Origin of the sequence: Streptomyces sp. NBC_01304, from assembly GCF_035975855.1 — a bacterium.
In the GTDB taxonomy this organism is placed as follows: Bacteria; Actinomycetota; Actinomycetes; order Streptomycetales; family Streptomycetaceae; genus Streptomyces.
Genome location: NZ_CP109055.1, coordinates 5,521,445 through 5,548,042, shown reverse-complemented (window position 1 = coordinate 5,548,042; position 26,598 = coordinate 5,521,445). Strand labels below are relative to the sequence as shown.

General features: G+C 70.2%; 21 protein-coding genes. 12 read left to right on the top strand and 9 right to left on the bottom strand.

The annotated features are described in order from the left end of the window. Positions 1 to 35 precede the first annotated feature (35 nt). The 4 genes from OG430_RS24570 (at position 36) to OG430_RS24555 (ending at position 4,356) form a co-directional block, all read left to right on the top strand. Positions 36 to 1,868 (top strand): acyl-CoA dehydrogenase, encoded by a 1,833-nt coding sequence (locus OG430_RS24570; protein WP_327354754.1) that lies wholly within the window; start codon positions 36 to 38, stop codon positions 1,866 to 1,868. 99 nt (positions 1,869 to 1,967) lie between these two features. Next, on the top strand, positions 1,968 to 2,624 hold the full coding sequence (locus OG430_RS24565; RefSeq protein ID WP_327354753.1) for a hypothetical protein: 657 nt from the start codon (positions 1,968 to 1,970) through the stop codon (positions 2,622 to 2,624). 69 nt (positions 2,625 to 2,693) lie between these two features. Beyond that, entirely contained in the window at positions 2,694 to 4,010 is a 1,317-nt protein-coding gene (locus OG430_RS24560; RefSeq protein WP_327354752.1) for a M18 family aminopeptidase, read from the top strand. 127 nt (positions 4,011 to 4,137) lie between these two features. Further along, positions 4,138 to 4,356, top strand: coding sequence for a hypothetical protein (locus OG430_RS24555; protein WP_327354751.1), 219 nt, complete (start codon positions 4,138 to 4,140; stop codon positions 4,354 to 4,356). Positions 4,357 to 4,361: 5 nt separating this feature from the next. Here the strand turns inward: OG430_RS24555 and OG430_RS24550 are convergent, their stop codons facing one another. Further along, entirely contained in the window at positions 4,362 to 5,090 is a 729-nt protein-coding gene (locus OG430_RS24550; RefSeq protein WP_327354750.1) for a hypothetical protein, read from the bottom strand. A 76-nt stretch (positions 5,091 to 5,166) separates the two neighbouring features. On the opposite strand from OG430_RS24550, the gene OG430_RS24545 reads away from it, so the two are divergent. Further along, a complete protein-coding gene (locus OG430_RS24545; RefSeq protein ID WP_327354749.1) occupies positions 5,167 to 5,754 on the top strand; it encodes an ArsR/SmtB family transcription factor in 588 nt (195 codons plus the stop codon). 103 nt (positions 5,755 to 5,857) lie between these two features. Here OG430_RS24545 and OG430_RS24540 read toward each other — a convergent pair whose 3' ends face one another. From OG430_RS24540 to OG430_RS24520, 5 genes are all read right to left on the bottom strand, one after another. Beyond that, positions 5,858 to 7,681: an NHL domain-containing thioredoxin family protein gene (locus OG430_RS24540; RefSeq protein ID WP_327354748.1), complete on the bottom strand. Its 1,824-nt coding sequence runs from the start codon at positions 7,679 to 7,681 to the stop codon at positions 5,858 to 5,860. A gap of 115 nt (positions 7,682 to 7,796) precedes the next feature. Then, on the bottom strand, positions 7,797 to 8,753 hold the full coding sequence (locus OG430_RS24535) for a pirin family protein (protein WP_327354747.1): 957 nt from the start codon (positions 8,751 to 8,753) through the stop codon (positions 7,797 to 7,799). A 123-nt stretch (positions 8,754 to 8,876) separates the two neighbouring features. Next, a complete protein-coding gene (locus OG430_RS24530; protein ID WP_327354746.1) occupies positions 8,877 to 10,976 on the bottom strand; it encodes a lectin-like domain-containing protein in 2,100 nt (699 codons plus the stop codon). 89 nt (positions 10,977 to 11,065) lie between these two features. After that, on the bottom strand, positions 11,066 to 11,536 hold the full coding sequence (locus OG430_RS24525; protein WP_327354745.1) for an SseB family protein: 471 nt from the start codon (positions 11,534 to 11,536) through the stop codon (positions 11,066 to 11,068). Positions 11,537 to 11,606: 70 nt separating this feature from the next. Continuing rightward, a complete protein-coding gene (locus OG430_RS24520; protein ID WP_327354744.1) occupies positions 11,607 to 13,754 on the bottom strand; it encodes a SpoIIE family protein phosphatase in 2,148 nt (715 codons plus the stop codon). 207 nt (positions 13,755 to 13,961) lie between these two features. Here OG430_RS24520 and aspS point away from each other — a divergent pair, with 207 nt between their 5' ends. The 4 genes from aspS (at position 13,962) to OG430_RS24500 (ending at position 18,141) form a co-directional block, all read left to right on the top strand. Then, entirely contained in the window at positions 13,962 to 15,752 is a 1,791-nt protein-coding gene (gene aspS / locus OG430_RS24515; protein ID WP_327359206.1) for an aspartate--tRNA ligase, read from the top strand. A gap of 196 nt (positions 15,753 to 15,948) precedes the next feature. Next, entirely contained in the window at positions 15,949 to 16,455 is a 507-nt protein-coding gene (locus OG430_RS24510) for a SigE family RNA polymerase sigma factor (protein WP_327354743.1), read from the top strand. Continuing rightward, positions 16,448 to 17,224, top strand: a complete 777-nt coding sequence (locus OG430_RS24505; protein WP_327354741.1) for a hypothetical protein — start codon at positions 16,448 to 16,450, stop codon at positions 17,222 to 17,224. Before OG430_RS24510 ends, OG430_RS24505 begins: the two co-directional genes overlap by 8 nt. Before the next feature lie 116 nt (positions 17,225 to 17,340). Then, a complete protein-coding gene (locus OG430_RS24500) occupies positions 17,341 to 18,141 on the top strand; it encodes a L,D-transpeptidase family protein (protein ID WP_327354740.1) in 801 nt (266 codons plus the stop codon). Between the two features lie 1,080 nt (positions 18,142 to 19,221). On the opposite strand, the gene OG430_RS24495 is transcribed toward OG430_RS24500, so the two are convergent. Beyond that, a complete protein-coding gene (locus tag OG430_RS24495) occupies positions 19,222 to 19,641 on the bottom strand; it encodes an ATP-binding protein (RefSeq protein WP_327354739.1) in 420 nt (139 codons plus the stop codon). A gap of 237 nt (positions 19,642 to 19,878) precedes the next feature. Here OG430_RS24495 and OG430_RS24490 point away from each other — a divergent pair, with 237 nt between their 5' ends. Beyond that, a complete protein-coding gene (locus OG430_RS24490; RefSeq protein WP_327354738.1) occupies positions 19,879 to 20,730 on the top strand; it encodes a helix-turn-helix domain-containing protein in 852 nt (283 codons plus the stop codon). Between the two features lie 5 nt (positions 20,731 to 20,735). Next, positions 20,736 to 20,909, top strand: a complete 174-nt coding sequence (locus tag OG430_RS24485) for a DUF397 domain-containing protein (protein ID WP_327354737.1) — start codon at positions 20,736 to 20,738, stop codon at positions 20,907 to 20,909. A 1-nt stretch (position 20,910) separates the two neighbouring features. Here OG430_RS24485 and metG read toward each other — a convergent pair whose 3' ends face one another. Beyond that, on the bottom strand, positions 20,911 to 22,629 hold the full coding sequence (metG, locus tag OG430_RS24480) for a methionine--tRNA ligase (RefSeq protein WP_327354736.1): 1,719 nt from the start codon (positions 22,627 to 22,629) through the stop codon (positions 20,911 to 20,913). 147 nt (positions 22,630 to 22,776) lie between these two features. Then, complete coding sequence (locus tag OG430_RS24475; protein ID WP_327354735.1) at positions 22,777 to 24,015, bottom strand: VWA domain-containing protein; 1,239 nt, start codon at positions 24,013 to 24,015, stop codon at positions 22,777 to 22,779. A 467-nt stretch (positions 24,016 to 24,482) separates the two neighbouring features. Between OG430_RS24475 and OG430_RS24470 the strand changes: the two genes are divergently transcribed. Beyond that, on the top strand, positions 24,483 to 26,543 hold the full coding sequence (locus OG430_RS24470; protein WP_327354734.1) for a PhoX family protein: 2,061 nt from the start codon (positions 24,483 to 24,485) through the stop codon (positions 26,541 to 26,543). The last annotated feature ends 55 nt before the right edge of the window (positions 26,544 to 26,598 follow it).

The following is a 26,598-nucleotide window of genomic DNA, read 5'->3' as shown; positions in this document are numbered from 1 at the left end:
GACCCTGCCTCCCCGATCCTTACGGAGCCGTTGCCATGGGGCACTACAAGCCGAATCTCCGCGACATCGAGTTCAACCTCTTCGAGGTGCTCGGCCGCGACAAGCTGTACGGCACCGGCCCGTTCGCGGAGATGGACGTCGAGACCGCCAAGAGCGTGCTCTCCGAGCTGACCCGCCTGGCGGAGAACGAGCTGGCGGAGTCCTTCGCGGACGCCGACCGCAACCCGCCCGTCTTCGACCCCGAGACCAACACCGCCCCGGTGCCCGCGTCCTTCAAGAAGTCCTACAAGGCCTTCATGGACTCCGAGTACTGGCGCCTCGGCCTGCCCGAGGAGATCGGCGGCACCACCGCCCCGCCGTCCCTGATCTGGTCCTACGCCGAGCTGATCCTGGGCGCCAACCCGGCGATCTGGATGTACTCTTCCGGCCCCGCGTTCGCGCGGATCCTCTTCGAGGAGGGCACCGAGGAGCAGAAGAAGTGGGCGCAGATCGCGGTCGACAAGACCTGGGGCTCGACCATGGTCCTGACCGAGCCCGACGCGGGTTCGGACGTCGGCGCCGGCCGCACCAAGGCGGTCCAGCAGGCCGACGGCTCCTGGCACATCGAGGGCGTCAAGCGCTTCATCACGTCCGGTGAGCACGACATGGAGGAGAACATCCTCCACTACGTCCTCGCCCGCCCCGAGGGCCACGGCCCCGGCACCAAGGGCCTCTCCCTCTTCCTCGTGCCGAAGTTCCACTTCGACTTCGAGACCGGCGAGCTTGGCGAGCGCAACGGCGTCTACGCCACCAACGTCGAGCACAAGATGGGCCTCAAGGCCTCCAACACCTGCGAGATGACCTTCGGCGACCAGGCCGACCACCCGGCCGTCGGCTGGCTGATCGGCGACAAGCACGACGGCATCCGCCAGATGTTCCGCATCATCGAGTTCGCCCGCATGATGGTCGGCACGAAGGCGATCTCCACGCTCTCCACGGGCTACCTCAACGCCCTCGAGTACGCCAAGGAGCGTGTCCAGGGCCCCGACCTCGCGCAGTTCATGGACAAGACCGCGCCGAAGGTCACCATCACGCACCACCCGGACGTGCGCCGCTCGCTGATCACGCAGAAGGCGTACGCGGAGGGCATGCGCGCCCTGGTCCTGCACACCGCGGCAGTCCAGGACGAGATCCTCGTCAAGGAGACCGCGGGCGAGGACACCGCCCAGCTCGAGGCGCTCAACGACCTGCTCCTGCCGATCGTGAAGGGCTACGGCTCCGAGAAGGGCTACGAGCAGCTCGCCCAGTCCCTGCAGACCTTCGGCGGCTCCGGCTTCCTGCAGGAGTACCCGATCGAGCAGTACATCCGCGACGCCAAGATCGACACCCTCTACGAGGGCACCACCGCGATCCAGGGCCAGGACTACTTCTTCCGGAAGATCGTCCGTAACCAGGGCGCGGCCCTCAACTCCCTCGCCGAGGAGATCAAGAAGTTCTTGGCCGTGGAGACCGGCGGCGAGGAGCTGTCCGGCGCCCGCGAGCAGCTCGCCAAGGCGGCCGTCGAGCTGGAGGCCATCGTCGGCCTGATGCTCACCGACCTCGCGGCGACCGAGCAGGACGTCAAGAACATCTACAAGGTGGGCCTCAACACCACCCGCCTGCTGCTCGCCTCCGGCGACGTCGTCGTCGGCTACCTGCTCCTTCGCGGTGCCGCGGTGGCCGCCGAGAAGCTGCCGAACGCCTCCGCCAAGGACAAGGCCTTCTACACCGGCAAGATCGCGGCCGCGAAGTTCTTCGCCGCCAACGTCCTGCCGGGCGTCACCGGTGCGCGCAAGCTCGCCGAGGGCGTCGACCTGGACCTGATGGAGCTGGACGAGGCGGCGTTCTAGCCCCTGGCACTGCCGACCGTTTCCGGTCTTGCCACGACGGCCCGTTCCCGCAAGGGGCGGGCCGTCCGTATGATCGGCGGCCACGAAGAGGGGCGGGGCATGAGGAGCGAGTGGTACGGCCGGATCGCGTTGGCCGCGGCGGCAGTTGTCCTGCTCGGCGCGTGCGGCGACGGCGGCGGGCAGGCCGAGTCGCCGGCCGGGAAACAGGCCGCGCCGCTGACCGCGAAGCAGGTCGGGGCCGTACTGCCGGACGCCGCGGCATTGCCCGGCTGGAAGGGCACCGAGCCGCGGGCGGCCGAGTCCATCGACAAGCACTCCAGGCCCTCGCTGTGCGGCGGACACAAGACGGACTGCGCCGGCCTGCGCTACTTCGACCAGGCCCACTTCACCGCGCCCGAGCAGGCGTTCTCGGCCAACCTCACGATCTTCGCGGCCCAGGACGAGGCATCGGCGAAGACGGCGTACGACCAGCTCGTCAAGCGCCTGTCCCGGGCCCTCGGCGAGCCCTCGAAGATCGAGGTCGGCGAGCTCGGGGACGAACGCGGCGCCGTCCGCGGCCTGTCCGGCCAGGCCTTCGGGCCGGCCGCGCACATCCAGGTGCGGACCGGGACGAGCATCCTGCAGATCAGCGCCGAAACCCTCAGCCCGGACGCGAAACTCGACCTCGCCACCGTCAAGGATCTCGCCGCCTTGGTCACCAAGCGCTCCGAACAGGTGGCCAGGGGTGACACCCCTTCCGCCGTCCTCGGCAACTGACCCACAGACCAGTGGTCGGCCCACCCCGCTCGCCGGGAGCCGACGCCCGTACGTCGTTAAGGTGAACCCATGAGCACTCCCGCCGCCGGCGCCGCAGGCAGAGCCCGCTTCGACCGCGGGCACACCGACGACATGATGTCCTTCCTCGCGGCCAGCCCGTCGCCGTACCACGCGGTGGCCAACGCGGCCGCGCGCCTGGAGAAGGCCGGCTTCCGCGAGGTCGAGGAGACCGCCGAGTGGGACGGCACCAGCGGTGGCAAGTACGTCACGCGCGGCGGTGCGATCGTCGCCTGGTACGTGCCGGAGGGCGCCTCGGCCCACACGCCGTACCGCATCGTCGGCGCACACACCGACTCGCCGAACCTGCGGGTCAAGCCGCAGCCGGACTCCGGTGCGCACGGCTGGCGCCAGATCGCCGTCGAGATCTACGGCGGGCCGCTGCTCAACTCCTGGCTGGACCGCGACCTCGGCCTCGCCGGCCGGCTCTCGTTGCGGGACGGCACGACCCGCCTGGTCAACATCGACCGCGCGCTCTGTCGGGTGCCGCAGCTGGCCATCCACCTGGACCGGGCGGTGAACACCGACGGCCTCAAGCTCGACAAGCAGCGTCATCTGCAGCCCATCTGGGGCCTCGGTGACGCACGCGAAGGCGATCTGATCCGGTTCCTCGAAGAGGAGAGCGGACTCGCGCCGGGTGCGGTCACCGGCTGGGACCTGATGACGCACCCCCTCGAAGCACCCTCCTACCTGGGCCGCGACGAAGACCTCGTCGCCGGGCCGCGCATGGACAACCTCCTTTCGGTGCACGCCGCCACGGCCGCGCTCGCCGCGGTCGCGACGGATGCCGGCGGGCTCTCGTACATCCCGGTGCTCGCGGCCTTCGACCACGAGGAGAACGGCTCGCAGTCCGACACCGGCGCGGACGGTCCGCTGCTCGGGTCGGTCCTGGAGCGCTCCGTCTTCGCCCGCGGCGGCACCTACGAGGACCGGGCACGCGCCTTCGCCGGCACGGTCTGCCTCTCCTCCGACACCGGCCACGCCGTGCACCCCAATTACGCCGAGCGCCATGACCCCACCCACCACCCGCGTGCGGGCGGCGGCCCGATCCTCAAGGTCAACGTCAACAACCGCTATGCGACCGACGGTTCGGGCCGGGCGATCTTCGCGGCCGCGTGTGAGAAGGCGGGGGTCCCCTTCCAGTCCTTCGTCTCGAACAACGCGATGCCCTGCGGCACCACGATCGGCCCGATCACCGCGGCCCGGCACGGCATCAAGACGGTCGACATCGGTGTCGCCATCCTGTCGATGCACAGCGTCCGCGAGCTGTGCGGCACGGCCGACCCCTATCTCCTGGCCAACTCGCTGGTCGCCTTCCTCGAAGGCTGAACCTCCGAGCCGAACGTCCGAGGCTGAACCTCCGCCTGTCGGAAGGCTGAACTTCCGCTTCCCGCATGGCTGTTCCGGTACCGGGTACCCGCTGCCGGAACAGCCACAGGACAGGGAGGCGGTTCATATGGGTCTGGGCGGATGCATCATCCTGATTGCCACCGGGGCGATCCTCACGTTCGCCACGGACTGGCAGATGCAGAGCGTCAACGTCGACGTCGTCGGCATCATCCTGATGCTGGTCGGCCTCATCGGTGTGCTGGCCTTCAGCTCGATGTCGCGCCGCAAGCGGGATGTCGTGGTGCCGCCGCCGGTGATCGGAGGGGATGAGCACCGGCATCTGTAACAGGCCTATATGTAGGGCTTGATGCCCACCGTGACGTCCATCTCGAAGGCGTTCGCCCCCGCCGGTGACGGCAGGCCGAGCACCCGGTCGAGTGCTCGGCCGAGCCGCCCGCAGCCGCTGGTGCGCGGGGCGGTGAACTCCGTGTCCTGCGCGCCGAAGGCCACGATCAGCGGGTCCTTCGATATCACCCGCGTGGGATAGGTGTCCTTGAGGACCAGGTGGATCGCGTCCTCGTCACTGCCCACCGAGCAGCCCTTCGAGGGCAGGGCCGGCAGACCGTGCCTTCCCCCCGCGCCTATCGCGAACTTGACGTCGAACTCGCCGCGCCGGGTGTCGTCGGACAGGAAGTCCGAGTAGCCGCCGTACTGCGGGGTGAGCGTCAGCGGGGTGCCGCCCACCCGGATCGGGGCGGCGGTCATCTCCCCGAAGACCTGGCGGAATTCGCCGTCCACACGGCCCTCCGCGAAGGTGATCTTCATGGGCGCGGTGAGCGGCTCGTCGACGGAGCCCAGACGCAGGCGGCCCGTGGCGTGCATGACTTCGCAGCGCCAGGTCCCGGGGTCGGCGCCCTCCGGCAGCTCCTCGACGGTCGGGCAGGCGGAGAAGTCGAACTTCGGCAGCTCGGCGGCCTGCTCCGCCGCATGCGCGGGTGCCGCACCCAGGGTGAGTCCGGCAAGCAGCGCTCCGGCCACGGCAGTTGAGAAGCGATTCATGGTCACTCGGCTCTTCGTCATGCAGCAAGCATTGCAGAGATTTCTCTGCAGAGAAAGGTCTGCAGAGAAATCTCTGTGATTCGGGTAGGGTGGGGTCATGACGGAAGAGCAGCGAGCAGAGCAGGGAGCAGGCGAGGGAGCAGAACGGCGCACGGTCGACAGCCCCGAGGTCCTCAAGGCCCTCGCGCACCCCCTGCGCCTGCGCATCCTGCGCCACCTCGGCAAGACCGGCCCGGCCACCTCGACCACCCTCGCCACCGCCCTGGGCGAGAACACCGGGACGCTCAGCTACCACCTGCGCATGCTCGAGCGCGCCGGCCTCATCGAGGACATCCCGGAACGCTCCACCGGCCGCGAGCGCTGGTGGCGCGGCGTGCGCGGCCTCGACATCCGCAGACCGCCGCAGAGCGAGCTGACGGACGCCGAGCGGGCCATGGCCGGTGAGCTGGACCGGATGCGGCTGGAGGAAGACGTCGAGCTGCTGCGGCAGTTCACCGCCGAGCAGGGGACGTCCGAGGGCTGGATGCGCGGCTCCCGGGGCCTCAGCCACCTCACCAAGGCCGAGCTGGACTCCTTCCACGACGACTATCTGGCCCTGCTCGCCCGCTATGCCCGAGGCCCCGAGGAGGCACCCGAGGACGCACGGCCCGTGCTGCTGCGCTGGTTCGGGCTGCCCGCCGGCTGATCGGCCGAACGGGCCATTTCGGCGGTCATGGGGGGCAGTTGGGGGACGGACGCGACCCGGCCGACGTCGTCTCGATCGACCACAACCCCGACGACGCGCTGAGCTAAGCAGTCTCGGGGGCGTCCGTCCCGGGCGCGTCCATCCCCGCGAGCACCAGGGCGAGCCGGTCCGCCCCGCCCTCGGTGAGGCGGACCGGAACCCCCCAGTCCTGCTGGTGCACATGGCAGGCGGGGTACTCGTTGGAAGGGTCGTCATCGCACGAGGCCGCCATCGCGGAGACGTGCAGCACGCCTTCCTCGACAGCCGGGTTCAGCGTCACCGGGCGCGCGAGATCCGTGCCCGCGCCCTCCCCGTCGAGCAGCAGCTCGGGCGGCGTGGACGACACGAGCAGCCGCGTCGAGGGGCCGTACCGGGTGTCCAGCTTCTGCCCGGCCGGCGCCTGGAAGACGACGTCCAACTGGAGCTTGCCCGGCGCCACTTCGGTCGCCGCCCGCTGCGTACGGTGGGCCACCGCCTCCACCCGTACGGCCTCCTCAGGGAGCCGCAGCCGGGTCAGCCGGTGCCGTGCCGACTCCACGACCACGATGTCCTCGCCCACGAGCACCGCGTCGGACGGCTCCCGCAAGTCGGTGGCCAGCGTGGTGACTTCACCACTTGCCGGGTCGTAGCGGCGCAGTGCGTGGTTGTACGTGTCGCTGACGGCGACCGAGCCGTCCGGCAGGGCCGTGACCCCCAACGGGTGCTGCAGCAGCGCCTGTTCGGCGGCCCCGTCCCGGTGCCCGAAGTCGAAGAGCCCGGTCCCGACCGCGGTGCGCACCACATGGTCCTTGGCGATCCAGCGCAGCGCGCTCGTCTCCGAGTCGGCGATCCACAGCCGCTCCCCGTCCGCGGACACCGCGAGCCCGGACGGCTGCGCGAACCACGCCTCACCGGCCGGCCCGTCGACGAGCCCTTCATTGGTGGTACCGGCCGCGACGGCGACCGTCCCGTCCGAGGGGTCGTACGTCCACAGCTGGTGCACACCCGCCATGGCGATCCACACCAGTCCGTCGAACCAGGCCACGTCCCACGGCGAGGAGAGGTCAACTTCCCGTGCGGGCCCGGCAGTCGGCGACCCCTGCCACCACTGCCGCCCCGTGCCCGCGACCGTCTCCACTTCGCCACTCGCCGGGTCGTACGTCCTGAGCGCGTGGTTCACCGTGTCCGCGACGACGACCTTCCCGTCGGGCAGCACGGCGAGCCCCTGCGGTTCGCTGAAGGAGTCGGGGCCGAAGCCGCGTTCCCCGCTGCCCACCCGGCGTACGACCGTCTCGCCGTCCGCGGCCAGCTCCACCAGCTGATGCCGCGTCGAGTCGGAGACGAGGAGGTTCCCCGACGGCAGCAGCACCGCCTTGCCGGGGAAGCGCAGGTCGGTGGCGACCGGCTCCGGCGGCACGTACGGCCCGTCGCCGCGGCGCAGCGTCCCCTTCGCCCCGTGCTCGGCCTCCAGCTCCTCGACCAGCGTCTCGATGGCGTGCGCATGCCCTTCGCCCGCGTGCTGGGCGACGACATAGCCCTCGGGGTCGATGACGACGAGCGTGGGCCAGGCCCGGACCGCGTACTGCTTCCAGGTGGCGAGCTCGGGGTCGTCGAGGACGGGGTGGTGCACCTCGTACCGCTCGACGGCGTCGACGACGGCCTGGTGCTCGGCCTCGTGCACGAACTTCGGGGAGTGCACGCCGATGATCACGACGGTGTCCCGGTGCTTCTGCTCCAGCTCGCGCAGCTCGTCGAGGACGTGCAGGCAGTTGATGCAGCAGAAGGTCCAGAAATCGAGAATTACGATGCGTCCTCGCAGGTCGGCGAGGGTGTAGGGGCGGCCGCCGGTGTTCAGCCAGCCGCCCTTGCCGAGGAGTTCCGGAGCCCGGACGCGTGCACGCTTTGCCATGTTTCAAGCCAACCACAGCGCCCGCCGGGGTAATCCCGGCGGGCGCACTGTTCACATTCCGTTGGCGGTCGTACGCCGTGGACCGTGATGGTCGTACGTCGTGGACCGTTGGCGATCACATGCCGTGGACCGCCGGGACGCTCCCGAGCCGCCCCTTCTGGAAGTCCTCGAACGCCTGCTTGAGCTCGTCCTGCGTGTTCATCACGAACGGCCCGTAGTGCGCCATCGGCTCCCGGATCGGGCGGCCGCCGAGGAGCACGACCTCCAGGTCGGGGGTGTGCCCGTCCTGCTTCTCGTCCGCGCGGACCGTGAGCGACCCGCCGTCGCCGAAGACCGCGGTCTGGCCCTTGTGGACCGGGCGACGCTCCTCGCCCACGGTGCCGCGACCGGCGAGGACGTACGCCAGACCGTTGAAGTCGGAGCGCCAGGGCAGGGTCACGGAGGCGCCCGGGCGGACCGTCGCGTGGATCATCGTGATCGGGGTGTGGGTGATGCCGGGGCCTTCGTGGCCGTCGAGCTCACCCGCGATGACCCGGAGCAGCGCGCCGCCGTCGGGGGACGCGAGGAGCTGGACCTGGCCGCCGCGGATGTCCTGGTAGCGGGGGTCCATCATCTTGTCCTTGGCGGGCAGGTTCACCCACAGCTGCAGGCCGTGGAAGAGGCCGCCGGACATGACCAGGTCCTCCGGCGGGGCCTCGATGTGGAGCAGGCCCGAGCCGGCGGTCATCCACTGGGTGTCGCCGTTCTGGATGGTGCCGCCGCCGCCGTTGGAGTCCTGGTGGATGAACGTTCCGTCGATCAGGTACGTGACGGTCTCGAAGCCGCGGTGGGGGTGCCAGGGGGTGCCCTTGGGCTCTCCCGGCGCGTACTCCACCTCGCCCATCTGATCCATCATGATGAACGGGTCGAGGTACTTGTAGTTGATGCCCGCGAACGCGCGGCGCACCGGAAATCCCTCGCCCTCGAAGCCGCTCGGCGCGGTCGTCACGGCCAGCACGGGGCGGGCGACGGCATCCGCGGCCGCGGTCACGCGGGGCAGGGTCAACGGGTTCTCGACGGTCACTGCAGGCATGGTCGGTACCTCCTTATGGTCCGAGGTTAGTTGAATCTCGAACTTTCTGCCACCCGTAACGCGGACACCCGGGAGTTCATTCCTCCCGGGTGCCCGCGCCGACGGGTTCCGCCCGCCTTTCGCTCAGCGGCGCTCTGCGGGCGACCCGCCCACCGCCACGGTGTCCGGCGCCGAGCAGCTGCCGCGGCAGGTCAGCTCCACGGAGTTGTCCGGCGGCTGCACGACCGCCTCGTTGCCCGCGACGCGCGGGGCCACCACGCCGTTGAAGACGTAATTGACCTCGCCGCCCGCGACCACGTCCGCGGTGGTGTCCAGATCGCCGACGCCCCGGCCGTCCCCGCAGGAGCTGGGCGAGACCGCCGAGCAGGTCCAGCTGAAGTCCTTCAGCCACTCCGGCAGCGTGTCCCTGACCTTGGCCCCGATCGCGTCCGAGGGCCCGGCGTTCTTCACCGTCACGGTGAGGGAGAGCTTGTCCCCGGCGTGATACTCGGCCGGCTGGTGCCCCTGCGTCACCGACAGGGCGGTGTGCGGGCGGGCCGTGACCCGGGCCTCGTCCGTGCAGGTCGGCTCGCAGTTGCCGTCGACCGCGCTGGCGGGCGGGGCGACCGAGGCCGTCCCGACGAGCTCGCCCATCGAGGAGGACGGCACCTTGCCCGCCTGGGTGAAGACCACCTTGCCGCCGGGCGGCAGCGTCACCCGCTGGGCGATCGCGCCCGTCCCGGACTCCGTACCGCAGACGCCGCCCTCCTGGGCCTCGCACTTCCAGGTGAACTCCCGCAGCGCGGGCGGCAGTTGGGCGGTCACCAGGGCGCCGTCCGCCTTGCCGGGCCCGTCGTTGGTGACGGCGATGGCGAACGCGAGATCCTCACCCGGTACGTACGGCTCCGGGTTCGCGATCTCCGCGATGCGCAGGGAGACCTCGTTGAGCACCGTGATCGGGGTCTGCACGGTGTTGTCCTTCGGGTTGAGGTCGGCGTCCGGGCCGCCCTCCTCGCCGCCGCGCACCACCGCGTCCGTGGGCAGCTCGCCGATCACTTCGGGCCCGGCCTGCACCTCGAGGACGACGGGCGGGGCGAGCCCGCCGGGGTTGATCACGTCGGGCCGCTTGCAGATCACCTTCTGGCCCTGCACCTCGCAGGCCCAGCCCGGGGCGTCGAGCACCTTCGGGGTGAGGCCCGGCGGCAGCGTCTTGGTCAGGGTGACCATGCCCCGGCTGGGGGCGGCAAGCTTGCGGTTGCCGACCTGGAGGACCAGCTGGCCGGAGGCGCCGGTGCGGAACTCGCCGCGCACCTCCTCGGTGACGTACAGATCCGGATCGAGCGTCGTGACCTTGACGTTCGAGATCTCGTGGATGTTGGTCGAGGCGCCGGTGGACGCCGCGAAGCCCAGCTTCAGCATGTCCGGCACCTTCGGCTGGCCCTTGAGCTTCCCCAGGTCGAGCGGGCCGAGGACGCGCTTCATGCCCTGGCCGTCGTGGAAGTCGATGGACACGGCGAGTACGAGGGCCGTGGACAGCTCGACCTTGACGGTCCGGCGGGCCTTCGTGCGGTCCGTGCCGACGACGGAGAGCGGGCGCTTCAGCTGGTACTGCTGGATGTACGCGTTCTGTGTGGCCAGCGAGCCGCGCACGGAGATCGAGTTGGGCGTGCGGCCGGGGCCGCCCTTGCCCTTGGCCTGCGAGGAGTTGCTGAAATTGCCGTACGTGTCCAGGCCCACGCCCAGATAGCCGCCCGCGATCCCCGAGTACCCGAGGGCGCCGCCGAAGTGTCCGGCGTCCTTCGGGGAGGCCTTGCCGTCGAGGAGGAAGAAGCTGATGCCGTCCGCGCTGTGCGGCGTCGTACGGCCGTACTGGTACTGGTCGAAGGTCGCCGAGATGCCCGAGCGTGCCGGGATCGCCTGGTCGAGCAGTGCGAATCCGCTCTGCCGCCGCTCGCTGTTGGTGAGCCGCAGCGCGCCCTTGCCCACGGCGTCCTTGGACATGCGGTGCGGGCAGGCCTTGAGCGGGCCGGCCGAGCCGCGGGCCGCGGTGAGACAGGCCCAGCCGTCCGGGTCGGCCGGCCCTTCGGCCCGGCTGTACCACTGCGCGGCGTCGACCGAGGCTCCGCTGAAGTCCTCGTCGACGAGGGTCTCCGCGTGGGCGGCGGGGGCGGGCAGGGCGAAGGCCGCGGCGGTGAGGGCGCCGAGCAGCAGGCCGCGGGCCGCGGTGCGACTCCGGGCCAGCAAGCCTTGGGTAAGGGATTGACTACGCATAGTCGCATCCAGTCACAGAGAGCAACTGGGCGCGACTGGAGATGATCTATACGAGGCTTCGATCAGCCATACATGCGGCGCATCGCGAAGTCGACCATCTGCTCCACGGCCTTGGCGTCGAACACCATCCGGTGCTCGCCCTCCATGTCGAGGACGAACCCGTACCCGGTGGGCAGCAGGTCGATGACCTCGGCGCCGGTGATGACGAAGTACTTGGACTCCTTGCCCGCGTACCGACGCAGCTCCTTGAGCGTCGTGAACATCGGGATGACCGGCTGCTGGGTGTTGTGCAGCGCGAGGAAGCCCGGGTTGTCGCCGCGTGGGCAGTACACCTTGGAGCCCGCGAAGATCTGCTGGAAGTCCTCGGCCGACATCGACCCGGTGGTGAATGCCCGTACCGCGTCGGCGAGCGAGGGCGGCGACGGCTCGGGGTACAGCGGGGCCTGCTGCCCGTACCCGCCGGACTGCTGCGGCGGGGCTCCCGGCGGCGCGTACTGCTGCTGGGCGCCCGCGTTCTGGTCGTAGCCGTACATGGCGTCGAGCGTACTGGGTCGAGTGGGCCGCCCGTACCGGTACTCCCTGCCTCCGACAGCTACGTACGGCCTACAACGCCATCGACTCGTACAGCTCGAACCAGATCGACTTCCCCTCGCCCCGCGGATCCACCCCCCACGCGTCCGCGAGCAGCTCCATGAGCACCAACCCCCGCCCGGAAGAGGCGAGTTCGCCCGGCTTGCGCTTGTGCGGCAGCTCGTCGCTCGCGTCGGCGACCTCGACGCGCAGCCGGCGCTCGCCGAGTTCGCCGCGGGCCTCGGCGATGAGGAGGGCGTCGCCGTCCGTGTGGACAAGGACGTTGGTGACCATCTCGGAGAGCATCAGGACCGCCGAGTCGACCTGCTCGGGGTCCGCCCAGTCGTGCAGCAGGTCGCGCAGCTGCTGGCGGCACTCGGCGATGCGCTCGGGCTCGGCCTGCGCGATCGTCAGCATGATGCGGCGGATCAGGGGCCGCACCGGCACGCCCGTGTCGCAGCCGCAGCCGGGGCTCGGACGGCAGAGCAGCAGCACCGCGATGTCGTCCTCGCGGCGGTCGGCGAGCGGCCCGGTGGAGTGGTGCGAGGACGGGCCGTGCACGCCCTGGACCAGGGCGTCCGCGAGCAGTTCGAGGTCGTCGCCGGCGTGCTCCTCCAAGATGGCCCGCAGCCTGGTGAAGCCGGTGAGCATGTCGTGGCCGCCGGTCTCGATGAGGCCGTCGGTGCAGAGCATCATCAGCTCGCCGGGTTCGAGGGTGATCGACGTCGTCGGATAGTCCGGGTCCGGGTCGATGCCGAGCGGGAGTCCGCCCGCCGTGGGCCGGATCAGGACCGTGCCGTCGCTGGTGCGCACCACCGGGTCGGGGTGGCCGGCGCGGGCGATCTCCAGACGGCCGGTCGCCGGGTCGGCCTCGACGTACAGACAGGTCGCGAAGCGCGGGTCGGCGGTGCCGCCGGCGTCCGGGCCGCCGGTGGAGCCGTAGGTGATCGAGTCGGTGATCCCGTAGAGGAAGCGGGAGGCGCGGGAGAGGACCGCGTCGGGGCGATGACCCTCGGACGCGTACGCCCGAAGAGCGATCCGCAGCTGGCCCATCAGCCCGGCCGCCCGTACGTCATGTCCCTGTACGTCGCCGATGACGAGCGCGATGCGGCCGTTGGGCAGCGGGATCATGTCGTACCAGTCGCCGCCGACCTGGAGTCCGCCGCCGGTCGGCACATAGCGTGCGGCGACCGACAGGCCCGGTATCTCGGGGCCGAGCGTGGGCAGCATCGAGCGCTGCAGGCCCTCGGTCAGCTCGCGCTCGGACTCGGCGACGCCCGCCCGGGACAGGGCCTGCGCGAGCATCCGGGCCACGGTCGTCAGGACCGAGCGCTCGTCCGGCGTGAAGGAGACCGGATAGGCGAAGGCCGCCATCCACGCGCCCATCGTGCGGCCGCCCGCGCTGAGCGGCAGGAACGCCCAGGACTCCCGGCCGAAGCGGCTGGCAAGCGGCCAGGTGGAGGGGTAGCGCTCCTTGTACTGGGACGGGGACGAGAGGTAGACGGCCCGGCCGCTGCGCACCACGTCGGCCGCCGGGTAGTCCGTGTTGAGCGGCATGTCGACGAAGGGCCCGTCGTCGCCGGGCTGGTGGCCGTGGTGCCCGATGATCGTGAGCCGGTCGCCCGCGACGCCGAAGACCGCGAGGCCGTCCGGCGAGAAGCCCGGCATCGACAGGCCCGCCGCGACCCGGAGCACCTCGGCGGTGGAGCGGGCCTCGGCGAGCGCGCGCCCCGCGTCGAGCAGGAAGGCCTCGCGGGAGCGGCGCCAGTCGCCGGTGACGGGGGTGCGGGCGGCGGTGCCCACGGGGGAGTCGGCGACCTCCTGCATGGTCCCGATCAGCTCGTACTCCTCGCCGTGCATGATCGGCTTGGAGCGGCTGCGTACCGTACGAAGGACCCGGTTCTGGCCGTCCATGACGCGAAGGCGGGCCTCGGCGACGGTGCCCTCGGCGACGGCGAGGGCGACGATGCCGTCGATCTCGTTCCAGTCCACCGGGTGGAAGTGCGCGCGGGCGCCCGCCTCGGTCAGGATCGTGGGCTCGGCGGGCAGGCCGAGCAGCCGGGCGGCCTCCGCGTCGAAGGTCACCAGGCCGGTGGCGTTGTCCCAGCGCCAAAGCCCTGTGGCGATGCTGGCGAGGACGTCCCCCACGGGGGGCAGGATTCCCCCGTCGTCTGTGCGCATTGCCCCACTTTATTTACGTATACGGGTCGGCCGCCACTGAGAGTATCGAACCGTGATCATGACGCGTATATGCCAATGAACGAGAGGCGGGGGTGCCGGTAACCTGGGGTGGTTGATTCCCGCCTGTCTCGCGAAGAATCTCGCGAACAACCCGCGACGCGGCCCACCCCGGCCCAGGCCGACCCGCTCGCGAAGAATTGGATGACGATGCAGCACCGGTACAGGTCCCACAAGTGCGGCGAGCTCCGCGCCACCGACGTCGGCACCGACGTCCGGCTGAGCGGCTGGCTGCACAATCGCCGAGACCTGGGCGGCATCCTCTTCATCGATCTGCGCGACCACTACGGCATCACGCAGCTCGTCGCCCGCCCCGGCACCGCCGCGGCCGAGGTCCTCGACAAGCTCTCCAAGGAGACGGTCGTACGGGTCGACGGCAAGGTCGTCTCGCGTGGCGCGGAGAACGTGAACCCGGACCTCCCGACCGGCGAGATCGAGATCGAGGCCACCGACGTCGAGGTGCTCGGCGCCGCCGCCCCGCTGCCCTTCACGATCAACGCCGAGGACGGCGTGAACGAGGAGCGCCGCCTGGAGTACCGCTTCCTCGACCTGCGCCGCGAGCGCATGCACCGCAACATCATGCTGCGCTCGGCCGTGATCGCCGCGATCCGGCACAAGATGGTGGCCCTCGGCTTCAACGAGATGGCGACCCCGATCCTGACGGCGACCTCCCCCGAGGGCGCCCGCGACTTCGTGGTCCCCTCCCGCCTCAACCCCGGGAAGTTCTACGCGCTCCCCCAGGCCCCGCAGCAGTTCAAGCAGCTGCTGATGATCTCGGGCTTCGACCGCTACTTCCAGATCGCGCCCTGCTTCCGCGACGAGGACGCCCGCGCGGACCGCTCGCCGGGCGAGTTCTACCAGCTCGACGTCGAGATGAGCTTCGTCGAGCAGGAGGACGTCTTCCAGCCGATCGAGAAGCTGATGACCGAGCTCTTCACGGAGTTCGGCGGCGGCCGCGAGGTCACGTCCCCGTTCCCGAGGATTCCTTTTAGGGAATCCATGCTGAAGTACGGCAACGACAAGCCCGACCTGCGCGCCAAGCTCGAACTCGTCGACATCACCGACGTGTTCGAGGGCTCGGAGTTCAAGGCCTTCGCCGGCCGGCACGTCCGCGCGCTGCCCGTCCCGGACACCGCCGGTCAGTCCCGCAAGTTCTTCGACGGCCTCGGCGAGTACGCGGTCGAGCACGGCGCCAAGGGTCTCGCCTGGGTCCGCGTCGGCGAGGACGGCTCCCTCGCGGGCCCGATCGCGAAGTTCCTCACCGAGGAGAACGTCAAGGTCCTCACCGAGCGCCTGGGCCTGGTCCCCGGCCACGCGATCTTCTTCGGCGCCGGCGAGTTCGACGAGGTCTCCAAGATCATGTCGGCCGTCCGCGTCGAGGCGGCCAAGCGCGCGGGCCACTTCGAAGAAGGGGTCTTCCGCTTCTGCTGGATCGTCGACTTCCCGATGTACGAGAAGGACGAGGACACCGGCAAGATCGACTTCTCGCACAACCCCTTCTCGATGCCCCAGGGCGGCATGAAGGACCTCGAGGAGAAGGACCCGCTCGACATCCTGGCCTGGCAGTACGACATCGTCTGCAACGGCATCGAGCTGTCCTCCGGCGCCATCCGCAACCACGAGCCCGACGTCATGCTCAAGGCCTTCGAGATCGCGGGCTACGACGCGGAGACCGTCGAGCACGAGTTCAAGGGCATGCTGAAGGCCTTCCGCCTCGGCGCCCCGCCGCACGGTGGCATCGCCCCCGGCGTCGACCGCATCGTGATGCTCCTCGCGGACGAGCCCAACATCCGCGAAACGATTGCCTTCCCGCTCAACGGCAACGCGCAGGACCTGATGATGGGCGCGCCCACGGAGCTGGACGAGTCCCGTCTGCGCGAGCTGAACATCGCGCTGCGCAAGCCGGTGGCTCCGGCGAAGGCCGACAAGGCCGGCGAGTAGTTCTTACGTAGGCGTACGTAGGCGTACGTAGGCGTACGTTCGTCCGTCGCGTACGTAGGCGTACGTTGCTGAAAGGGCCCGGAACCTCAAGGTTCCGGGCCCTTTCCCGTGGAACTTGTGGCGCGGGGCAACCTGATCGGGGGCCCACCGTGTTCCACAGGCGTGGACGACACGACGAAAGGGCGAGGGCGGCACGATGAACCCGGGCGACGAGGGCGACTTCGAGGCGTTCGTCGCCGCGCGCGGGCCGCGCCTCCTCCGCGTCGCCTGGCTGCTCACCGGCGACGCGCACCTCGCCGAGGATCTGCTGCAGACGGTCCTGGCCCGGGTCTGGCCCAAGTGGCACGGGATCGCCGAGGACCATCCGGAGGCGTACATCCGCAAGGCCCTCGTGCACACGCACTCGTCCTGGTGGCGGCGGCGCTGGCGGGGCGAGGTGCCGCACGGCGAACTGCCGGACAAGATCGGCTCGTTCGACGCCTACGCGGGCGTCGACCTGGAGCAGTCCCTGGCCTCGGCGATACGCGGGTTGCCGGTGCGGCAGCGGGCGGTCGTCGTGCTCCGTTACTTCGAGGACCTGAGCGTCGAGGAGACGGCGGCCACGCTGGGCTGCGCGCCCGGCACGGTCAAGAGCCAGTCGGCGAAGGCACTGCGCACGCTGCGCGGCGTGCTGCCCGCACCGGTGGAGGGGTGTCATGAGTGAGCGCCCGGATGAACTCGCCGCAGCCGAGCGGGAGTTGAGGGACTTCCTGGAACGCGCCGTGCCCCGGCCCGCCGCCCCCGAGGGCCGGATGGGGCGGGTGCGGGAGCTGGTCGTACGTCGCCGCCGGCGCCGCAACGCGGGTGTGCTCGGCGTGGCCGCCGTGGCCGGGGCGGTGCTCGCGGGCACGCTCCTGCCTTCCGGCTCCGGGGCCGACCCGGACCTGGTGCCGCCTGCCGCGTCGCCCGCCGGGAAGCCGGTGCCCTACCCGGACTTGGCGGGCCTTCGCCTGCGGCTGCCCGCGGGCTGGCAGGGCGAGCAGCTGCTGCTCGACGGCCAGGGCGCGGACGAGCCGGTCGGCGTCGCGGCGACGCAGCCGCTGGGCGAACCGCGCCTGAAGTACTGCGTCCAGGGTGCGCCGCGGTCCTGCGCGGTCATCGGCCGACTCCGGTCGCCGGACGACGCGTTGCTCCTCCTGCGGGTGGACCGGACGCCTGTACTGGCCGCGAAGGCACGATCCGGGCCCCGGCTCGACCCGGTCGCGCTGAGCAAGTCCTGCCAGGTCGTCGGCGGCGCCGAGGAGTACTACGGGCTGCTCCGGGGCCCGGCCCCGGATACGACCGTCGTCGTCACCCTCTGCGTCGGCTCCTCCTCCGACGCGGGCGCCCGACGCCTGGAGGAGGCCCGCCGCGCACTGGCTTCGGCGGACTTCGGGCCGGGCGCGAGCGACGACAGCCCAACCCCAGGCGGAAAGACGCCCTCGGCCCCCTGACCCGCGCCCGCCGAGGGGGATGGGGATCGGGATCTGGGGCAAAGGGGCCCCTACGCGCCCGAAATGCCCCGGTTCAGCTGCCCCATTCACCCCACACCCACCTCTGAGAGGACTCCGTGAGCCCCGATCGACGTCGACGTCTCGCCCCGGCCGCTGCTGCCGCCGCCCTGCTCTGCGCCACCGGGCTGCTGCTCGGCGGGTGCGCCGGGGCTGAAGACGGCGGGGCCCAGGCCGGCGGGCCCGTCGCCCCGGCCGCCGCCGGACAGGGCGGCCACGCGGGAAAGGCCGCGCCCGACCTGCCGGTCGCCGATGCCGCGCCCCGCGAGATACCCGCGCTCGGCCCCAAGACCCTTGCCCAGATACCGGATTCGACCCACCAGGCCGTAGTCGTCACCGGCGATGCGCCCGACTCGAACCGGGGCACGGCTCAGCGGTACGTACGCGAGACGGCGGGCGAGGGCGGCTGGCGGGCGGTCGGTGATCCCTGGCCCACCCGGAACGCGCTGAAGGGCTGGACCGACCATCACGTCCAGGGCGACCTCAAGTCCCCCATCGGCGTCTTCGGCCTGACCGACGCGGGGGGCCATGAGCCCGATCCCGGGACGGAGTTGCCGTACGACCGGGGCCCCGCCTTCGTCGCACGCGGGACGAACGTCGAGGGCGAGCCGCTCGGGGATGCCTTCGACTACGTCGTCGCCGTCAACTACAACCGCAAGCCCGGGACGACGCCGCTGGACTGGACTCGGCCGCTCGGGGCCTCACGCGGTGGCGGGATCTGGTTCCACGTGGACCATGGCGGGCCCACGCAGGGCTGTATCTCGCAGGCGAAGGCGCAGATGAAGGAGTTGCTGCGGTGGCTGGAGCCGGCGGCGAAGCCTGTTGTGGTGATGGGGGATGCGGGGGCTTTGGGGCGGTGAGGGGGGACCTGGTGTGGGGTTGGGGCTGGGTCTGGGGCTGGGGCTGGCTGTGCGGTGGGGCGGAGGGTGGGGTTGGTAGGGGCAACTGATCAACTGCCTGATTGCGTGGCTGGTGGGGGTGGGTGGTTGCGCGGACCTCCGTCTCTTTCGTTGCTGGCTGCGGGTGCTCTCTTGGCTGGCTTTCCCCAACTGATGTCAGTACGGGGCCCAGGGAGGTGGCTGCCGGTGATGGAAGAGGTGGGGGCAGGGCAAAGACAAAGAGCGCAGCGAGAGAAGGGGAAGGGGAAGGAGGGGGAGGTGCGGGCTCGGGACGGGGAAGTGCGGGCCCGGCAGGGGGAGATGCGGGCTCGGGGCGGGGAAGTGAGGGCCCGGCAGGGGGAGATGCTGGCCCGGGACGGGGAAGTGCAGGCCCGGGGCGGGGAGTGTGAGCTCGGGAGGGGGAGGCGCGAGCCCGGGACCGGGGGGCTGGGGCTGGCCGTGCGGAAAGTGGCGTCGAGGTGCCCGGGTTGCCCGTTAGGCAAGCCCCCTTTCCCGCCGCGAGTCGGCGGAGAGCGGCGCCTGGAGGCCTAGTGGGGGGAATGGGGCGCAAAAGCGTCCCTTTTGTGCTGGTTCCGTTGCCCGTTTTCCCCCACTAGGCCCCCCGCCCGCCCTCCGAGCCCCCGCTCTCCAAGCCCTCGCCCGCGCCCTTCCCCCGCCCGCCCTCCGAGCCCGCGCCCGCTCTCCGGGCCCGCGCCCGCGCCCTTCCCTCGCCCAGCCTCCGAGCCCCCGCCCGCCCTCCGAGCCCGCGCCCACCCTCCGAGCCCCAGCCCGCGCCCTTCCCTCGCCCAGCCTCCGAGCCCCCGCCCGCCCCCTCCATCCCCTTCTCTCGCTGCGGTCTTTGTCTTTCGTCTTTGCTCTTCCCCGCCTCTTCCGTTGCCGGGACTTCTCCCCCTGGGCCCCGTACTGACATCAGTTGGGGAAAGCCAGCCAAAAGAGCACCCGCAGCCAGCAACGAGACAGACGGAGGTCCGCGCAACCACCCACCCACACCAGCCACGCAATCAGGCAGTTGATCAGTTGAGCAGTAGCGCGAGGACCCGTTCAGGCCACGGCTCCGGCGAGTTCGCACCAGACGTACTTGCCGCTCTCGCTGTTGTCGCCGGTCAGGGGGTACCAGCCCCACCCGTCGGCGCAGGTTCTGACGAGGGTCAGGCCTCGGCCCTGTTCCGCGTCGGCCTCCGGTGTTTCCGGCGGCGTTGGTGGGGTGGGGTCCGCGTCCCATGCGCCGATGCGGAGGGTCCGGCGTGACCAGCGCAGGCGTAGGGCCGCCGGGCCCTTCGTATGGCATACGGCGTTGCTGATCAGCTCTGTTGCGAGGAGTTCGGCGACTTCGGCGAGGTGTGGGAGGCCGTGGGCCGCGAGGATCAGGCGGAGGGTGCGGCGACTGACGCTGACCGCGCGGGGGTCGTGCGGGATGTACAAGGTGTACTCCCAGGAGTCGGCTGGGCTGGATTCGGGCATGGCTGAACTCCGGTTCAGGGAAGGGGAGTTGGGTCGGTGCCGCGTTCGTCGGGCGGTGGCTATGCCGCTTCCGTCATGGCATGACGAGGCGGTGCACTTCCGGTGGCCCCGGGTGCGCAGCGTGTGCGTCGCGTAACTGAAGGTAGTTCCTAACTTTAGGAAGTCGCAAGCCGTTGGCGTACTCTGACCCCCGAACGAGTCACGTGTACAAGGCAGTTGAGGCAAGGAGGCGCGCCCATGCCGCCCAAGAGGCTGCTCACCGCTCGCAGGGTGCGGCTAGGTGCTGAGCTGCGCAAACTGCGCGAGGCAACGGGAATGAAGGCTCGGGAAGCGGCTGCGCTACTAGGCGCCGACTCGGTTCAGATGAGCCAAATCGAATCCGGGGTTGCGGGCGTGAGCGCGGACCGCGTGCGCCGTCTGGCTGCGCATTACGCCTGCGTGGACGAGGCGTTCATCAAGGCGCTGGTGGCCATGGCGACGGATCGCACGCGAGGTTGGTGGGAGGAGTACCGGGAGGTATTGCCGCCGCCCTTCCTGGATCTGGCGGAGCTGGAGCACCACGCCACCTCCCTCCAAGTGATCGCTACCGCGCATGTCCCGGGACTGCTCCAGACCGAGGCCTACGCGAGGGCTGTGTTCTCGTACGCGGCGCCTGAACTGCCTGCGAGCGAGCTGGAGCCCAGAGTTGCGCATCGGATGCGTCGCCGTGTGGTCGTGGAACGGGACCGGGCGGTCGAGTACGAGGCGGTTGTGCACGAGGGTGTGCTGCGTACGCGCGTGGACGATCGCCGTACGGCACGGGCCCAACTGGAGGAGATCCTGCGTCAGTTGGAGCGTCCGAATGTCACGGTCCGGGTCATCCCGTTCGACGTGGATGGCTTCGCCGGGGCCAACACGTCAATGGTGTACGCCGGTGGTGTCGTGCGGCAGTTGGACACCGCCAAACGGGACGCGCCTCACGGAGGCCCCTTCTTGGATGCCGAGTCTCAACTGGCCCGGTTTCGAACGCTCTTCCGTAAGGTGGAGTCGGCGTCGCTCGACCCGGTGCGGTCGCGGGACTTCATCCACCGTTTGGCGAAGGAGCTGTGAGACGCGTGACCCAGTGGCAGAAGTCGACTTTCTCTGGCGGCGGCGACGGCGATGACTGCGTAGAACTCGCCCACGGCAACCACGAGTTGCTACTACGAGAAAGCGACGACCCCGCCCAGGTAATCAAGCTCACCCGGGACGGAATCGCCGCCCTCATACGTCACGTACAAACAGGCTGAACTACTCCGGCGCCCCGCCGAACCGCTCCTTGTACGACTCCAGGTCCTCGTCCTGGATCTTCGCGAAGAGCACCGGCGGCACCGTGAACGGGGTGCCTGCCGGGACGAAGTTCAGGGTGCGGGCCTCGTCCGCCGTGACCCAGGTCGCGGTGTCGTCGGCCAGCTGGAAGGCGGAGCGCATCGCCGCCGCCGAGGTCGGGATGAAGGGCTCCGACACCACCGAGTAGAGGTGGATCAGGTTCATCGCGGTCCGGAGGGTCAGCGCCGCGGCCTCCGGGTCGGTCTTGATCTCCAGCCAGGGGGCCTTCTCCTCCAGGTAGGAGTTGCCCGCCGACCACAGGGCGCGCAGCGCGGCCGCCGCCTTGCGGAACTGGAGGGCCTCCATCTGGGTTTCGTACTCGGAGAGCAGACCCGCGATCTCCTCGCCCAGCTTCGTCTCCGCCTCGCCGGCCTCCGCGCCCGCCGGGACCTCCTCGCCGAAGCGCTTGCGAGAGAAGGACAGTACGCGGTTCACGAAGTTGCCCAGCGTGTCCGCCAGGTCCTTGTTCACCGTCGCCGTGAAGTGCTCCCACGTGAAGGACGAGTCGTCGGACTCGGGGGCGTTGGCGATGAGGAAGTAGCGCCAGTAGTCGGCCGGCAGGATCTCAAGGGCCTGGTCGGTGAAGACGCCGCGCTTCTGGGACGTGGAGAACTTTCCGCCGTAGTACGTCAGCCAGTTGAAGGCCTTGACGTAGTCGACCATCTTCCACGGCTCGCGTACGCCGAGCTCCGTGGCCGGGAACATGACCGTGTGGAAGGGGACGTTGTCCTTCGCCATGAACTCCGTGTAGCGGACCGGGTTGTCGCCCTTGTCCGCCTCGTACCACCACGACTTCCAGTCGCCGCCCGTCGCGTCCGCCCACTCCTTCGTCGCGCCGATGTACTCGATCGGGGCGTCGAACCAGACGTAGAAGACCTTGCCCTCGGCGGCCAGTTCGGGCCAGGTGTCGGCCGGGACGGGGACGCCCCACTCCAGGTCGCGGGTGATCGCGCGGTCGTGCAGGCCCTCGGTCAGCCACTTGCGGGCGATGGAGGAGGCGAGCTGCGGCCACTCCTCCTCGTGCTGGGCGACCCAGGCCTCGACCTCGACCTGCAGCTTCGACTGGAGGAGGAAGAGGTGCTTCGTCTCGCGCACTTCGAGTTCGGTGGAGCCGGAGATCGCCGAGCGCGGGTTGATCAGGTCCGTCGGGTCCAGGACGCGGGTGCAGTTCTCGCACTGGTCGCCGCGCGCCTTGTCGTAGCCGCAGTGCGGGCAGGTGCCCTCGACGTAGCGGTCGGGGAGGAAGCGGCCGTCGGCCGGCGAGTACACCTGGCGGATCGCGCGCTCTTCGATGAAGCCGTTCTCGTTCAGCTTGCGCGCGAAGTGCTGGGTCAGCTCGGCGTTCTGCGGCGAGGAGCTGCGGCCGAAGTAGTCGAAGGCCAGCTGGAAGCCGTCGTAGACCGCCTTCTGGGCGTCGTGCGCCTGGGCGCAGAACTCCGCGACCGGCAGGCCCTGCTCCTTCGCGGCGAGCTCGGCGGGGGTGCCGTGCTCGTCGGTGGCGCAGATGTAGAGGACTTCGTGGCCGGTCTGGCGGAGGTACCTGGCGTACACGTCCGCCGGGAGCATGGACCCCACCATGTTGCCCAGGTGCTTGATCCCGTTGATGTACGGAAGGGCGCTGGTGATGAGGTGTCGAGCCATTACAGGCTGCTCCCAAGTCGCTACGAGGAGTGACGCGGTCAGTTCAGGCACTGGGCGTCTACGGAACCTCATTAGCGTATCCGACCTCTTGAGGGCCCCAGCTCGGGTTTTCCGGGGGCTGAGACGGGGCCCTCACAGGCGGGATTCCTACTTGCTGAGCCAGGCGGGGCAGCCGCCGAGCAGGCCTTCGTACAGCTCGGCGTCGGTCAGCTCGTTGGGGACGGGGCCGGCGTGGAAGAAGGCGGCGTTGTCGACGCTCTCGTCCGCGTCGAGCTTGCGGAGGTAGTCGAAGGCCTTGGCCTCGTGCTCGCCGAAGGCCACGAACTGCCAGAAGATGTGGTGCTTCGCCGCGTCCTTGAGGGCCTGGGTGGCGGCGGTCTTGGACTCCGGCGCACCGTCGGTCTGGAAGACGACGAGCGCGGGACGGTCGGCGTTGCCCGACTTCTCGTGCAGCGCGACGACCTCGGCGATGGCGGTGTCGTAGTTGGTCCGCCCCATCCGTCCGAGTCCGGCGTGCAGTTCGTCGATACGTCCCTCGTGCTCGTCGAGCGTGAGGGTGCCGGTGCCGTCGAGCTCGGTGGAGAAGAACACGACGTTCACGGTCGCGTCCTCGTCGGTGTGCGCGGCGAGGGCGAGCACCTGCTCGCCCAGGTTCTGCGCGCTGCCGTCCTTGAAGTACGGCCGCATCGATCCGGACCGGTCGAGCACGAGATACAGGTCGGCCCGCACCCCGGTGATGCCGCGCTTCTTCAGCTGGGCCCCGGCAGCCTTGTAGGCGGCCACGAGGGCGGGGGCCTTGTTCTTGATCTTGGCGAGGGTGTGGGCGGGCTTTCCGGCGGGCACCGCTGCCGCGACGGGCTCGACCTCGGCCGCGACGGGCTCGGGGTCCGCCTCGACGACAACCTCTTCGGGCTGGGTCGCAACCTCGACCGGCTCGTCGACCTCCACGGGCTCGGCCTCAGTCGCCACCGCGACGGGCTCGGGGTCTGCCTCGACCGCGACCTCCACGGGCTCGACCTCGGCCGCAACCTCGACCGGCTCGGGGCTCGCCTCGGCGACGACCTCCTCCGCCTCGACGGCAGCCGCAACCTCAAGCGGGTCGGGCTCGACCTTCACAGGCCCCGCAGGCTTCGGCACCGTACTCAACGACGGATTGTCGAAGGCGGCAGAAACCAGCTCGTCCACCGCCGAAGGCGAGGGCTCGGCGGCCGGCGCCGGCACCGTGACCTCCGACTCCCGCAGGGTCTCCTTGGCCTGCGCCGGCACGGAAGGCGCAGCCTCGGCCTCGACCTCGGCGGGCTCCGCCACCTCCTGCCTAGCTTCCGGCACGGCAGCCGCAGCCTTGCCGCGCCCAAAAACGCTCCGCAGGCGATCCAGAATGCCCATGTGCGCAACCCTTCGCGTGAGTTGATTCCTTAGGCGCCTGCCGTTGGGTTCGGGCCGGGCCCGCAGCGTCTGGCACGCACGCTCGCGGCGTTGCCGAGGCGCCCTAGTAGCTCCGCTACGAGGACGCCTCGGCGCCTTGCGATCGCACGCACCAGACGCCGCGGGCCTTCCGGCCCGAACCCAACGGCAGGCGCCAACCCCTGGCCAGGGCGGACACGTAAGGTTAGCCGGGCCTTGAAGCGATCTTCGGCAGGGTAGGCAGGACCCCGCCCGCCGATCACCCGCCCAACCCAAAGCCGGTGTCAACTCCCGGCCCGCCGACGCAGGTTCACCCTCCGTTCACCTCGCGGCCCCCGCAGCTCAGCCGACCGCCCCTAGCGTCACGCCGGAAACAGATCCGAAAGATCCGACACCGTGTCGGCGCAGGGCGCGCCGAAACAGGGCCAATCCGGCTCAGGGGAGAAACCGTGCGCAAACTGCTGCCGCTCATCACCAAGAACACCCCGCACCAGGGCGGACGCTCCGCGCTGACCTGCCGCTACCGCTGCGGTGACGCCTGCTTCCACGAGGTGCCGAACACCAGCGACAACGAATACGTCGGCGATGTCATCGCCAGTGCCGTGAGCCGCCGCACGATGATGCGTGCCGCCGCCGTCGTCACGGTGGCCGCGGCCGCCGGTACCGGGATCGTGCTCGGCCAGGACGGCAACGCCGTCGCCGCCGGGGACACCACCAAGGCCGACCAGGCCCGCAAGGCAGCGCGCGGCCTGCGCTTCCAGGCCGTCGCGCCCAACACCGCGGACCAGGTCACGATCCCCGAGGGCTACGGCCAGAACGTGGTGATCCGCTGGGGCGAGCCGATCCTGCCCGGCACCCCGGACTTCGACCCGGAGAACCAGACGGCGAAGGCCCAGGCCGGCCAGTTCGGCTACAACAACGACTTCCTCTCCCTGCTCCCGCTCGGCCACGGCCGTCAGCTTCTCGTGGCCAACCACGAGTACACGGACGAGGTCCTGATGTTCCGCGGCTACGACCCGGCGAACCCGACCCGTGAGCAGGCCGAGATCGCCTGGGCCGCGCACGGCCTCGGTGTCGTCGTGGTGGAGGAGGACCGTAAGACGGGCGCGCTCAGGCCCGTTCGCCGTCACCGCCTCAACCGCCGCGTCACCGCGACCACCGAGTTCCGGCTGCAGGGCCCGGTCGCGGGCTCCGACCTGGTGAAGACCTCCGTCGACCCGACCGGCACCAAGGTGCTCGGCACCCTCAACAACTGCTCGGGCGGTACGACCCCGTGGGGCACCACGCTGCACGGCGAGGAGAACTTCAACCAGTACTTCGCCAACTCCTCCAGCGCCACGGACAAGCGCTACGGCATCGGCACAGGCGCCTCCGAGCGCAAGTGGGAGCGGTTCGACAAGCGGTTCGACGTCGCCCAGGAGCCCAACGAGGTGCACCGTTTCGGGTACGTCGTCGAACTCGACCCGTACGACCCGGACTCGACCCCGATCAAGCACACCGCGATCGGCCGCTTCAAGCACGAGGGCGCCACCATCCGCCTCACCGACGACGGCCGCCCGGTCGTCTACAGCGGTGACGACGAGCGCTTCGACTACTTCTACAAGTTCGTCTCCAGCAAGCGCATGCGCAAGGGCAACTCCCGCTGGGCGCGCGAGCACAACCTGACCCTCCTCGACGAGGGCACGCTGTACGTCGCCAAGCTCACCGGTGACTCCCCGGCCGGGCAGATCGACGGCTCGGGCGCCCTGCCGGTCGACGGCGAGTTCGACGGCAGCGGCCAGTGGCTGCCCCTTGCCACCGCCACCGCGGACGGCGCCGAGTCGCACGTCGAGGGCATGACGGCCGAAGAGGTCTTCGTCTTCACGCGCCTGGCCGGTGACAAGGTCGGCGCCACCAAGATGGACCGCCCCGAGGACATCGAGCCCTCGCCGCGCACCGGCAAGGTGTATGTCGCCCTGACCAACAACGCGGACCGCGGCAAGACCGGCAAGGCCCCTGCCGACGAGGCCAACCCGCGCAACCTGAACAAGCACGGCCAGATCCTGGAGCTGACCGAGCACCGCAACAACCCGGCGTCGACGAAGTTCGGGTGGCTGCTCTTCCTGGTGGCGGGCGACCCGAACGACCCGGCGACGTACTTCGCGGGCTTCCCCAAGGACCAGGTCAGCCCCATCTCCTGCCCGGACAACGTGGCCTTCGACCCGCACGGCAACCTGTGGATCTCCACGGACGGCAACCAACTCGGCAACCACGACGGCCTGTTCGGCGTCGCGACGTCCGGCAAGCGGCGTGGTGAGCTGAAGCAGTTCCTCACCGTCCCGAAGGGCGCCGAGACCTGTGGCCCGCTGGTCCAGGACCGTCGCGTCCTGGTGTCGGTGCAGCACCCGGGCGAGCTCGACGGGGCGTCCGTCGAGAAGCCGGCGTCGGTGTGGCCGGACGGACCTGGCAAGATCGTTCGTCCGGCCGTCGTGTCCGTGTGGCGCAAGGACGGTTCAGACATCGGCGTCTAGCCATTGACTGATCCAGCACGTCGAGCGGGCCGGGATTCCCTTCGGGGAGCCCCGG